12 protein-coding genes are annotated in these 11,835 nt (G+C 70.5%); 6 read left to right on the plus strand and 6 right to left on the minus strand.

Translation table 11 applies throughout. The annotated features are described in order from the left end of the window. Window positions 1-8 precede the first annotated feature (8 nt). Window positions 9-917, minus strand: a complete 909-nt coding sequence (locus tag WDZ95_RS21265; RefSeq protein WP_425781458.1) for an HTH-type transcriptional regulator ArgP — start codon at window positions 915-917, stop codon at window positions 9-11. Window positions 918-1,046: 129 nt separating this feature from the next. Here WDZ95_RS21265 and WDZ95_RS21270 point away from each other — a divergent pair, with 129 nt between their 5' ends. Next, window positions 1,047-1,673: a LysE/ArgO family amino acid transporter gene (locus WDZ95_RS21270; protein WP_425781460.1), complete on the plus strand. Its 627-nt coding sequence runs from the start codon at window positions 1,047-1,049 to the stop codon at window positions 1,671-1,673. A gap of 18 nt (window positions 1,674-1,691) precedes the next feature. On the opposite strand, the gene WDZ95_RS21275 is transcribed toward WDZ95_RS21270, so the two are convergent. Further along, window positions 1,692-2,621 carry a LysR family transcriptional regulator gene (locus tag WDZ95_RS21275; RefSeq protein WP_166229608.1) on the minus strand — a complete coding sequence of 310 codons (930 nt, stop codon included), beginning with the start codon at window positions 2,619-2,621 and terminating at the stop codon, window positions 1,692-1,694. Between the two features lie 95 nt (window positions 2,622-2,716). Here WDZ95_RS21275 and WDZ95_RS21280 point away from each other — a divergent pair, with 95 nt between their 5' ends. The 3 genes from WDZ95_RS21280 to WDZ95_RS21290 are packed head-to-tail and all read left to right on the plus strand — an operon-like array spanning window position 2,717 to window position 5,960. Then, on the plus strand, window positions 2,717-3,412 hold the full coding sequence (locus WDZ95_RS21280) for a haloacid dehalogenase type II (protein WP_425781462.1): 696 nt from the start codon (window positions 2,717-2,719) through the stop codon (window positions 3,410-3,412). A gap of 33 nt (window positions 3,413-3,445) precedes the next feature. After that, a complete protein-coding gene (locus WDZ95_RS21285) occupies window positions 3,446-5,650 on the plus strand; it encodes a malate synthase G (RefSeq protein ID WP_425781464.1) in 2,205 nt (734 codons plus the stop codon). Window positions 5,651-5,663: 13 nt separating this feature from the next. Next, the gene (locus WDZ95_RS21290) at window positions 5,664-5,960 is read left to right on the plus strand and encodes a hypothetical protein (protein ID WP_425781466.1); all 297 of its coding nucleotides are present in this window, start codon (window positions 5,664-5,666) and stop codon (window positions 5,958-5,960) included. 87 nt (window positions 5,961-6,047) lie between these two features. Here the strand turns inward: WDZ95_RS21290 and WDZ95_RS21295 are convergent, their stop codons facing one another. After that, on the minus strand, window positions 6,048-7,175 hold the full coding sequence (locus tag WDZ95_RS21295) for a hypothetical protein (RefSeq protein ID WP_425781468.1): 1,128 nt from the start codon (window positions 7,173-7,175) through the stop codon (window positions 6,048-6,050). Window positions 7,176-7,386: 211 nt separating this feature from the next. Here WDZ95_RS21295 and hemB point away from each other — a divergent pair, with 211 nt between their 5' ends. Both hemB and WDZ95_RS21305 read left to right on the plus strand, forming a co-directional pair. Further along, window positions 7,387-8,388, plus strand: a complete 1,002-nt coding sequence (gene hemB, locus WDZ95_RS21300; protein WP_425781470.1) for a porphobilinogen synthase — start codon at window positions 7,387-7,389, stop codon at window positions 8,386-8,388. Between the two features lie 16 nt (window positions 8,389-8,404). Continuing rightward, window positions 8,405-9,517: a magnesium transporter CorA family protein gene (locus WDZ95_RS21305; protein WP_425781472.1), complete on the plus strand. Its 1,113-nt coding sequence runs from the start codon at window positions 8,405-8,407 to the stop codon at window positions 9,515-9,517. An 18-nt stretch (window positions 9,518-9,535) separates the two neighbouring features. Here the strand turns inward: WDZ95_RS21305 and WDZ95_RS21310 are convergent, their stop codons facing one another. The 3 genes from WDZ95_RS21310 to WDZ95_RS21320 are packed head-to-tail and all read right to left on the minus strand — an operon-like array spanning window position 9,536 to window position 11,774. Then, on the minus strand, window positions 9,536-10,444 hold the full coding sequence (locus tag WDZ95_RS21310) for an amidohydrolase family protein (protein ID WP_425781474.1): 909 nt from the start codon (window positions 10,442-10,444) through the stop codon (window positions 9,536-9,538). 2 nt (window positions 10,445-10,446) lie between these two features. Beyond that, complete coding sequence (locus WDZ95_RS21315) at window positions 10,447-11,133, minus strand: dienelactone hydrolase family protein (protein WP_425781476.1); 687 nt, start codon at window positions 11,131-11,133, stop codon at window positions 10,447-10,449. A 41-nt stretch (window positions 11,134-11,174) separates the two neighbouring features. Beyond that, on the minus strand, window positions 11,175-11,774 hold the full coding sequence (locus tag WDZ95_RS21320; protein WP_425781478.1) for a 2-hydroxychromene-2-carboxylate isomerase: 600 nt from the start codon (window positions 11,772-11,774) through the stop codon (window positions 11,175-11,177). Window positions 11,775-11,835: the final 61 nt, after the last annotated feature.

Consider the following 11,835-nt stretch of genomic DNA (forward strand, 5'->3'; position numbering starts at 1 on the left):
GCGGGATTTTAGGCGGCGGCCAGGGGTGCCAGCCGCTCGCGCGCCGCGGCCTTAACAGCGGTCGTCAGGCGCTGCGCCGACGGCGGCTCGTGCGCCCAGTGCTGCCAGTACAGCGCCACGTCCACCGTGGCACCAGGCAGCAGCTCGGTCAGCGTGGGGTGCTTGGGCAGGTGCTGCTCCGGCACCATGCCCCAGCCCAGGCCGAGCTCGATCGCGGTCTCGAACGACTCCACCGCGGGCACGTAGTGGCGCGGGTAGGCGGGCTGCTTCAGGCCGATGTGCTGCTCGAGAAAGGCGTCCTGCAGCGCGTCCTTGCGGTTGAAGATCACCGCGGGCTGGGCCAGCAGCTTGTGCGGCGACAACGCGCCGCGCGGCGTGCGGCAGCGCTGCACCACCGCGGCCGAAGCCACGCAGTGGTAGCGCATCACGCCCAGCGGCTCGGCCACGCAGCCGCGCATGGCGTCGGCGCGCGTGGTCACGCAGCCCATCACGTCGCCGCGCTTGAGGGCGTCGTGCGTGTGGTCCTGGTCGTCGATGACGATCTCGAGCAAGAGGCGCTGGCGCGCCAGCAGCGGCGCCACGCCGGGCAGGAACCAGCTCGACACCGAATCGGCGTTGATCGCCACCGACAGGCTCTGCCAGCGCTCGCCCGCGCGCGCCTCGCCGCCGCGCAGACCGGCCAGCAGGTCGGCCTCCATCAGGCGCACCTGCTTCACGTGGCCCAGCAGGGCCTGGCCCGCGGGCGTGGCGCGCACCCGCTTGCCGCGCACCAGCAGGCGCTGGCCCAACTGGTCCTCGAGCGACTTGATGCGCAGCGAGACCGCCGCGAGCGTGAGCTTGAGCGCCTGGGCGGCCGGGCCGAAGCCGCCGTGCTCCACCACGGCGGCCAGGGCTTCGAGTTGGCGGGGATCGAGCATTTGCTTAAAAAGGAATTGAGCGAATGGAGTTCGAATCAACTCGATTAAACACCAGCCCGGTTTGCGGCACCATGCGACCCGCTGTCACCCCTTGTTCCCCGCCGACCCGTTTCCCCGCGCGAGCCGATCATGACCCTGAGCTTTCCCGTTTTCTCCGCCGGCATGGTGCTGAGCCTGTCCCTGATCATGGCCATCGGCCCGCAGAACGCGCACGTGCTGCGCATGGGCCTGCAGCGCCAGCACCTGTGGCTCACGGTGGCGGTCTGCGCGCTGGCCGACATCGTGCTGATCGCGCTCGGCGTGCTCGGCCTGGCCCAGCTGGGCGGTCTGTCGGACAAGCTGCAGGGTGCGCTGATCGGCGCGGGCGTGCTGTTCCTGGGCGTGTACGGCTGGCAGGCCTTCCAGCGCTTCCGCTCCCCCGCGCCGCGCAGCGCCGACGGCCAGCCGCTCGCGCCGCCGCCCACCTCGCGCAAGCAGGCCGTGCTCTCGGCGCTCGCGTTCTCGTGGCTCAACCCGCACGCCTGGCTCGACACCGCCGTGCTGATCGGCACCGCCTCGCTGGCCTATGGCCCCGCGAGCGAGGTCTTCGGCCTGGGCGCGGCCACCGGCTCGGTGATCTGGTTCACCGTGCTCGGCACGGCGGCCTTCTGGATGGGCCGCCGGCTCAACTCGCTGCACCTGTGGCGCCTGCTCGACGGCCTGGTGGCGCTGATGATGTGGGGCACCGCGGCCTGGTTGCTCGCCAGCCTGTTCTGAACCCTGCGCGCGGCCGCTTCAGCCGCGCCAGTAGTCGCTGCGGCCGTACTCGTGCTTGAGGAAGTCGATCCACAGGCGCACCCGCAGCGCCAGGTGCTTGCGCTGCGGAAACAGCGCGTAGATGCCGTTGGGCGGCGCCGCGAAGGCGTCGAGCACGCTCACCAGGCGACCGGCGCGGATGTCGGCCTCCACTTCCCAGGTGCTGCGCCAGGCCAGGCCCAGGCCGGCCAGGCACCACTCGTGCAGCACCTGGCCGTCGCTGCAGTCCATCGGGCCCGAAGGGCGCAGGTAGTGCACCTCGCGCTGACCCGCTTCGCCGCCCTCCACCGGCAATGAGAACGCCCAGCCGCGGGTCTGCGAGGCGTCGCTGGAGAGCGTGAGGCAGTCGTGCCGGGCCAGCTCGGCGGGCAGCGCGGGCGTGCCGCGGCGCTGCAGGTAGGCCGGCGCGGCCACGCAGAGCCGGCGGTTGTCGGCCAGGCGCAGGCTCACCAGCGAGGAGTCGGGCAGGTCGCCCACGCGCACCGCGCAGTCGTAGCCTTCACCGGCCACGTCCACCACGCGGTCGGACAGGTTGAGCGAGACCGTGACCTCGGGATGCAGTTCGCGAAAGCGCGGCACCAGCGGCGCCACGTGGCGCCGGCCGAAGCCCGCGGGTGCGGTGATGCGCAGGTGGCCGCTGGCCTTCACGCCGCCCGCGCTCACGCTGGCTTCGGCGTTGGCGAGGTCGGTCAGCAGGCGCTGGCAGTCTTCGAGGAAGGCGCTGCCCTCGTGCGTGAGTGAGATGCGCCGCGTGGTGCGCACCAGCAGCTTCACGCCCAGCCGGGCCTCGAGCGCGTCGAGCCGGCGGCCGATGATGGCGGGCGCCACCGATTCGGCGCGCGCTGCCGCCGTGAGGCTGCCGCGGCTGGCCACGGAGACGAAGGTTTCGAGCTGTTTGAGTTTGTCCATGGCGTCGGGTGGCGCAGATTACACCCAAAAAAGTCATGGATAAATGGCGCGAGGCGCCATCAATGATTTTCGAAGTCAGCAATAGAGTACGCCCCATGCCCAAACCCCAGGCCGTGCTCTTCGACGCCTACGGCACGCTGTTCGACGTGTACAGCGTGGGCCTGCGCGCGGAACAGCTGTTCCCCGGTCGCGGCGCACGGCTCGCGGTGCTCTGGCGCGAGCGCCAGATCGACTACTCGCGCCTGGTGACCATGAGCGGCGACCCCGCGCGCCACCGCCCGTTCTGGGAGCTCACCGAGCGCGCGCTGCGCTACGCCATCCAGGCGCTGGTGCCGCAGGCCGCCGACGACTGGGACGCCTACGCCCCGGCCGCGGCCAGCCTCATGAACCAGTACCGCCACCTCTCGGCCTTTCCGGAGAACCGCGAGGTGATCCAGGGGCTGCGGCTGCAGGGCGTGACCACCGGCATCCTGTCGAACGGCGACCCCGAGATGCTGGGCATCGCGCTGCGCAGCGCCGGGCTCGACGGCCTGCTCGACCCCGTGATCAGCGCCGAGGACGCGCGCGCCTACAAGGTCTCGCCCCAGCTGTACGCGCTGGGCGAACTGGCCACGGGCCTGCCGCGTTCGCAGATCCTGTTCGTGAGCAGCAACGCCTGGGACGTGCTTGGCGCCACCTGGTTCGGCTACCAGACGCTGTGGGTCAACCGCGCCAACCTGCCCTTCGAACAGCTCGACACCCAGCCCACCGCGATCGGGACCAACCTGCGTGCGGTGCTCGATTTCTTCTGATCCCCTTTTCTTCATCGCCTCCGGAGCCTTTGCATGACGAACCGCACCACGATCCACAGCCTGCAGGTCGACACCGCGCTGCACGACTTCATCAACGCCGAGGTGCTGCCCGGCACCGGCGTCGCGCCCGCCGCGTTCTGGCAGGGCTTCGACACGCTGGTGCGCGCACTGGCGCCCAAGAACGCCGCGCTGCTGTCCGAACGCGACCGCCTGCAGGCCGAGCTCGACACCTGGCACAGCGCCAACCCCGGCCCGGTGCGCGACATGGCGGCCTACCGCAAGTTCCTTGAAACCATCGGCTACCTCGTGCCCGACCCGGGCAAGGTCAAGGCCACCACGAAGAACGTGGACGACGAACTCGCGGTGCAGGCCGGCCCGCAGCTGGTGGTGCCGATCCTGAACGCGCGCTACGCGCTCAATGCGGCCAATGCGCGCTGGGGCTCGCTCTACGACGCGCTCTACGGCACCGACGCGATCGCCGAAGAAAAAGGCACCGAGAAGGTCGGCCCCAAGGGCGGCTACAACCCCAAGCGCGGCGCCAAGGTCATCGAGTACGCGCGTTACGTGCTCGATCGCACGGCGCCGCTGAAGAAAGGCTCGCACGTGGGCTCGCGCGGCTATCGCGTGAAGGACGGCGAGCTCGTGGTCACGCTGGCCGACGGCAAGACCAGCAAGCTCGAAGACGCTTCGCAATTCATCGGCTACCAGGGCGAGGCCAAGGCCCCGAGCGCGGTGCTGCTGCAGCACAACGGCCTGCACCTGGAGATCCAGATCCGCCCCGACACCCCGATCGGCAAGACCGACCCCGCGGGCGTGAGCGACCTGGTGGTCGAGGCCGCGCTGTCCACCATCCTCGACCTCGAGGACTCGGTGGCTGCGGTGGACGCCGAAGACAAGCTGCTGGCCTACCGCAACTGGCTGGGCATCCTCAAGGGCACGCTGACCGAGTCGTTCGAGAAGGGCGGCCGGGTGATGACGCGCGGCCTCAACGGCGACCGCGAGTACACCGCCCCGAACGGCAAGAAGACGGTGCGCCTGCACGGCCGCTCGCTGCTGTTCGTGCGCAACGTGGGCCACCTGATGACCAACCCCGCGATCCTCTGGGGCCCCGACGCGCAGGAGATCCCCGAGGGCATCATGGACGCGGTCATCACCACCGCGATCGCGATCCACGACCTGAAGAAGGACAAGAAGCACCCGCTGCGCAACTCGCGCAAGGGCTCGGTCTACATCGTCAAGCCCAAGATGCACGGCCCGCGCGAGGTGGCTTTTGCGGCCGAGCTGTTCGGCCGCGTCGAGCAGCTGCTGGGCCTGCCGCAGGCCACGGTGAAGCTGGGCATCATGGACGAGGAGCGCCGCACCTCGGTCAACCTCAAGGCCTGCATTGCCGCCGCCGCCGACCGCGTGGCCTTCATCAACACCGGCTTCCTCGACCGCACCGGCGACGAGATGCACACCGCCATGCTGGCCGGCCCCATGGTGCGCAAGGGCGACATGAAGAGCAGCGCCTGGATCCAGGCCTACGAGCGCAACAACGTGCTGGTGGGCCTGTCGTGCGGCCTGCGCGGCAAGGCGCAGATCGGCAAGGGCATGTGGGCCATGCCCGACCTGATGGCCGAGATGCTCAAGCAAAAGATCGCCCACCCCAAGGCCGGCGCGAACACCGCCTGGGTGCCCAGCCCCACCGGCGCCACGCTGCACGCCATGCACTACCACCAGGTGCTGGTGCGCGACGTGCAGAAGGAACTCGAGAAAACCAACGCCGACCAGGAACGCGACAACCTGCTCACCGGCCTGCTCACCGTGCCGGTGAGCACCAGCCCGAACTGGAGCGCGGCCGAGAAACAGGCCGAGCTCGACAACAACGTGCAGGGCATCCTGGGCTACGTGGTGCGCTGGGTCGACCAGGGCGTGGGCTGCTCCAAGGTGCCCGACATCAACGACGTGGGCCTGATGGAAGACCGCGCCACGCTGCGCATCAGCAGCCAGCACATCGCCAACTGGCTGCACCACGGCGTGGTCACCGAAGCGCAGGTGCGCGAGACCTTCGAGCGCATGGCCGCCAAGGTGGACAAGCAGAACGCCGGCGACAAGCTCTACCGCCCGCTGGCCGGCAACGCCAAGACGAGCAAGGCCTACCAGGCGGCACTCGACCTGGTGTTCAAGGGCAAGGAGCAGCCCAGCGGTTACACCGAGCCGCTGCTGCACGCCTGGCGCCTGAAGGTGAAGGCGGGCTGAGGCCGGTGCGCGCGTGGCCTTGCAGTACCTGATCTTCGACGCCAGCGACGACGGCGAGGGCACAGGCACCTGGGAGGCCATGGCCAGCGTGCGCGAGGCCGAGCGCGCCGCGCTGATGGTCGAGGTGCAGGCGGTGCTCGCGCGCGCCGAGCGCCTGAGCCCGGGCCCGCGCGGGCCGCTCGACGAGGGTGGCGTCTGGGACGCCGACGTGCACGAGCAGCGCGACGGCGACTGGCTGGCCGTGACCGTGACGCTCACCGGCCCCTGGGCCTGGGGCGAAGCGCTGGTGGCATCCCTCGACGCCGGCTGATCACCCGCCCCCGGAAAGCGAGAAGGGCGCCAGTGGCGCCCTTCTCTGTTGCGGCCGTCCCGGCCGCGCCTCAAAACCGGTTGCGGATCAGATCGACTTCGCGAGCTCGAACATCACCGCCGTGCCCAGCGATTCGCGGATGCTGCCGCGCCCCACGCTGGCCATCGAGGTCTCGCTGAAGCCGGACATCGCGAACGCGCTGTCGTCGCCCGAGATTTCCACGAAGGGCATGTCCATGGCCTCGCGCAGCAACTGGCTGCGGAAGCGGTCGAAGTCGGGGCCGCGCAGGTCGGCGTCGATCACCACGATGCTGGGCATGCGGTGGCGCACCGCATCGGCGGCCTGCTGCAGGTCCACCACGCTGTCGGCGGCCACGCCGATCTCGCGCAGCGCGTCGCGCACGTCGGCGCGCACCTGCAGCGCGGGCGAGATCACCAGCGCGTAGATGCCCTGCAGCGACTTGAACGCCGAGGTGGGGTCGTCGGCGGTGAGGTCGATGGCCGAAATGCCGTCGACCGACTGCGCGGTGCGATGGAACAGGGCGATCGCGGTGATGCCTTCGGCCGTCGCCTCGCGCTGCAGGTCGATGCCGCCCGCCGTGGCCGCGATCTGGCGCGCCAGCGCCCAGTCGAGGTTGTCGAGCACCGGCGCCGACGACGAGGGCGGCGCGCCGTCGTTGTGGATGCGCACCTGCAGGCGCGCGTGCGGCGGCCAGTGGTTCACGTCCACGCGCACGTCAATGCGCCGGCCGAGCGGCAGGGCCCAGTCGACCAGTGCGCTGAGGAAGGCATGCGCCACGGTGGGGTCGATCAGCACGTCGACCGGCTTGAGCTTGCGGCGCATCTCGACGCCGAGCAGCGCGAACTCCTTGCGGCGGTCCTGCAGGCAGTCTTCGGCCACGCGCGCCAGGTCGACCTTCTCGTGCGACTGGCGGATGCGGCCCGAGTGGAAGCGCTGCAATTGCTGCATCACCACCGTGAGGCGCTTGATGCGGTGCATGGGCACGCTCAGCGCCCACTGGGCCTGCGGGCCCAGCCGGCTCTGGGCCTGCAACTGGTCGATGCCGCCCTGCAGCACCTGCAGGGCTTCACCGATCTGCTCCGCCGCCGAAGCCAGCAGGGCAGGCGCGTGCTCCGACAACGACCAGGCCTCGTTGCTGCGCAACGAGCCCGCCGCTCCGGCGGCGCCTGGCTGGTCTTTTTTGGGCGTGGCCATAGGACGTTTCAAGGCTGTGTTCCGTGAATCCATGTGGGCCGCCGGGCAGAGAAAAGTTCTGACGGGGCGGACCGGGTTTGTCGATGAAACGAAATTTGCACCCGAAATGCCGCCAAAGACAGAGGCATGTAGCGGGAAGTTTTAGTTTTTGTGGATTGCCGCACGCAAACCCGGGCTCATTGCCCGCCGCCGCATTTGCCACAATGGGCCCATGCACACCCCAGCCCCCTTCCCCGCCGCCCGCCCGCGCCGCCTGCGCCGCGATGCCTTCACCCGCGATCTGGTGCGCGAGCACCGGCTGCACCCCTCGGACCTGATCTACCCGGTGTTCGTGCTCGAGGGCGAGGGCCGGCGCGAGGCCGTGGCCTCCATGCCCGGCGTGGAGCGCCTGAGCCTGGACCTGCTGCTGCCCGTGGCCGAGGACTGCGTGAAGCTGGGCATTCCCGTGATGGCGCTGTTCCCGGTGATCGACCCGGCGCTCAAGACGCCCGATGGCCAGGAAGCCATGAACCCCGACGGCCTGGTGCCGCGCGTGGTGCGCGCGCTGAAAGCCAGCTTCCCCCAGCTCGGTGTGATGACCGACGTGGCGCTCGACCCCTACACCAGCCACGGCCAGGACGGCGTGCTCGACGCGCACAACTACATCCTCAACGACCCCACGGTCGCGATCCTCGTGAAGCAGGCGCTCGCGCAGGCCGCGGCGGGCGTGGACATCGTGGCGCCCAGCGACATGATGGACGGCCGCATCGGCGCCATCCGCAACGCGCTCGAGGCCGCGGGCCACGTGCACACGCGCATCATGGCCTACAGCGCCAAGTACGCGAGCGCCTTCTATGGCCCCTTCCGCGATGCCGTGGGCTCGGCCGCCAACCTGGGCAAGGCCGACAAGAAGGTCTACCAGATGGACCCGGGCAACACCGACGAGGCCCTGCGCGAAGTCGCCATCGACATCGCCGAAGGCGCCGACATGGTGATGGTCAAGCCCGGCATGCCCTACCTGGACATCGTGCGCCGCGTGAAAGACGAATTCGCCATGCCGACCTTCGCCTACCAGGTGAGCGGCGAGTACGCGATGCTCAAGGCCGCGGCGCAGAACGGCTGGCTCGACCACGACGCCGTGATGATGGAAAGCCTGCTGGCCTTCAAGCGCGCGGGCGCCGACGGCGTGCTCACCTACTTCGCGCGCGACGCCGCGCGCCTGCTGCGCGGCTGACACCGCGGCCCCACGCATGCGGGTCTTCCACGTCCAGCCCGGCGCGGTCACCGAGACGCACACCCTGCCCCTGGTGCTGCCGCCGCGCGGCTTCGTCTGGGTCGCCTGCGGACGGCGCGAATTCGAGCTCGAACACGGCCACGTGCAGGCCGCGCTGCAGGTGATGTGCGGGACCACGCTGGTCGACCTGCACGTGTCCGACCTGCTCAACAACCAGCTGCCCTCGCACTACGACTACACCTCGCAGTACGACATCCTGGTGTTTCGCCGCCTCGCCGCGGGCCAGTCCGAAACCGACATGGCCCAGCCCGGCGCGGTGCTCACCGAGCCGGTGCGCCGCGGCGGCCCGCCGGTGCTGCGCCGCATCGACACCAGCCCGGTGGGCTTCGCGGTGTTCGACCGCGTGCTCGTGACCGTGCACCCCGCGGGCTGCGGCGTGCTCGACCAGTACGCGGCGCGCCTGCTTGCGAGTGCCGGCCTGCCCTCGCGCAACGCGGGCGCGGGCCTGCCCACGAGCCCGGCCGACCAGATGCTGCGCATCGTGAACCACATGGTCGACGGCTACCTCGACCTGCGGCGCGAGCTCACGCGCCAGCTCGATCACTGGCAGGCCGAGCTGCTGAGCCCGCGCACGCGCTTCACCAACTGGAACTCGCTGCTCGACGCGCGCATCTCGCTGCACCAGCTCGACGAGATCTGCGAAGACCAGCGCAGCGCCATCCAGGACTGGACCGAGGCGCTCGAAGACTGGGAGCCCGGCGAGGCCATCGGCGGCCAGCGCGGGCTGGAACTGCTCAAGGTGCGCAGCCGCGACGTGCTCGAACACATCGAGCGCGTGGTGCACCACGTGCGCCGGCTCGAACAGAACGCCGAGACCGCGGTGCAGATGCATTTTTCGGCGCAGAGCAACCGCACCAACGACATCATGCGCACGCTCACGGCGCTCACCGCCGTGTTCCTGCCGCTCAACCTGATCGCGGGCATCTTCGGCATGAACTTCGAGTTCATCCCCTTCATCCACGAGCGCGGCGGCTTCTGGTGGGCGATGGGCTCGATGGTGTTCGTGGCGGTGGGGCTCAGCGTGTACTTCTGGCGCAAGCGCTACCTGCGCTCGTCGTCGGGCCGCTAGCGGGTCGGGCCGCCCGCTTCACCGCGGCGCGGGTTCGGGCAGGCCGAACAGCGATGCGCCGTTGTCCCAGGCGATCTTCTTCGCCACCTCGGGCGGCAGCGTGCCCAGCCAGGCGCGGTAGCCCTGCATCAGGCCGTCGTAGGCCTGCCAGCGCTGGTTCACCCAGGTGTCCGAGCCGATCATGAAGCGGTCGGGGTACTTGAGCAGCAGCGCGCGCCACTCGGGGCACAGCGTGCCCTCGCCGCAGGTCAGCCCCGGGCGGTACGAGAGCTCGCCGTGCAGGCCGGGAAAGCGCGCGAACAGCGCGTCCACCCGCGCCGCCGACGTGCCGCCGATGCCCGTGTGGGCCCAGATCAGGCGCAGCTGGCGGCCCTTGGATGGCGTGTGCGCCATGAGCTTTTCCACCGCCACGTCGTCCACGTGCGCCAGCACCGCGAGGCCTTTCTCATCGGCCAGCGCCATGAGCTGACGGGCCACCGGGCCGTCGGCGTTGGCGCTGTCGTAGAGGTGGAACTCGCCCAGGCCGCGGTAGGGGCCGGCCGGTGTGCCGCGCGCGAGCTCGGTGTTCACCATCGCCACGATGCTCGGGTCGCGGAACCAGTTGTTGTAGTCGTCGCGGTTGCGGTAGAGCCGCACGAAGGGCACCACCGTGACGCCGGCCGCGCGCGTGGCGTCCTGCGCCCTGGCCAGCGCGAGCGTGCCGTCGTTGGGCCGCGAGTTCGCCAGCACCGCACGCACGCCATTGCGCTGCATGCGATCGAGCACGTCGGCCAGCGGGTGCGGACAGGCCGGCAGGGGCGTGGCCTCGTGCGGGCAGGCCTCGGTGTTGTAGTGCAGGTGGGCGTCGAACAGCGGGCCGCGGTACTGCGCCGCGGCCATGCCCATCGCGCCCAGCCCGAGCAGCAGCGCCAGCGCGGCCCGCTTCATGCTCAGCCCACGTGCTTCGCGAAGAACGCGAGGGTGCGCTCGCGCGCGAGATCGGCCGAGGCCTTGTCGTAGGAGCCGCGGTGGTCGCAGTTGAAGCCGTGGTTGGCCGCGTACACCTGCACCTCGACCGCGGGCTGCGCCTGCTTGAAGGCCGCCACCGTGTCGAGCGGGATCCAGTGGTCCTGTTCGCCGAAGTGCGCGAGCACCGGCACCTGCGGCTGGCGCGCGGCCTCCTCGGGCGTGGTCACGCCGCCGCCGTAATACGGCACCGCGGCGCTCAGGCCCTTGACCAGCGCGGCCGCGCGCCAGGTGAGCAGGCCGCCCCAGCAATAGCCCACGATGCCGACCTTGCCGGCCTGGGCCGCGTGGTCCACCGCCGCCTGGATGTCGGCGATCACGCCGGGCGCGGGCAGCGCCTCGACACCGGCCTTCAGGCCCATGCCCTCCTTCATGTCGGCCTCGGTGTAGCCCAGCTCCACCTCGCCCTTGCCGATGCGCGAGAAGGTGGCGGGCGCCACCACGAAGTAGCCCGCGGCGGCGTAGCCGTCGGCCACGGCGCGGATGTGCGCGTTGACGCCGAAGATCTCCTGCAGCACCACGATGCCGCCTTTGGGCCGGCCCGCGGGCTCGGCCACGTAGGCGGGGAAGCGGTGGCCGTCGGCGGCCTGGAGGGTGAGGGTCTTGCCCATGGTCTTGTGCTCCTGTGCGTTGAACGAAAAAGGGAAAGGGCTCAGGCCAGCAAGCGGCGCTCCACGAAGTCGAGCCGGTCCTGGCCCCAGAACAGCTCGCCCTCGATCACGTAGCTCGGCGCACCGAACACGCCGGCGTCGATCGCGCCCTGGGTGTGGGCGTCGGCCAGCGCCTGGGCCGCGTCGGTCTGCGACTGGGCGAGGCGCTCGGCGCTCAGCCCGGTCTGCTGCAGCAGCGCGGCCAGCGTGGCCGGGTCGGCGATGTCCTGCTCGTGCGCCCACACCGCGGCCAGCACCGCGCCGCTCAGGTGCAGCGCGGCCGCGCTGCCGTCGCGCTCGGCCACCACGCTGATGAGGCGGGCCGAGGGGTCGCCCGCCACCGGAAAGTACCGCGGTTGCAGGTTGAGCGGCAGCTGCAGCCATTCGCTGAAGCGGCGCAGCTCCACCAGCCGGTAGGCCTGGCGCTGCGGCGCGCGCTTGGCCAGCGGCAGCCCGCCCGAAAGCGGGAAGATCTTGCCCAGGTCCATGGGGCGCACGCGCACCTCGGCGCCGGCGTTGGCGGCCAGGCGCACGAAGCGCGCATGGCCCAGGTAGGCCCAGGGGCTCATGGTGGCAAAGAAGTAGTCGACCTGGCGACGCATGGCGGTCTCCGTTGGCTGTTGTAATCATCGGCAACGCCCGCCAGGGGGGTGGGCGGCGCAG

The organism is Hydrogenophaga sp. T2, from assembly GCF_049843535.1.
In the GTDB taxonomy this organism is placed as follows: Bacteria; Pseudomonadota; Gammaproteobacteria; order Burkholderiales; family Burkholderiaceae_C; genus Hydrogenophaga; species Hydrogenophaga crocea.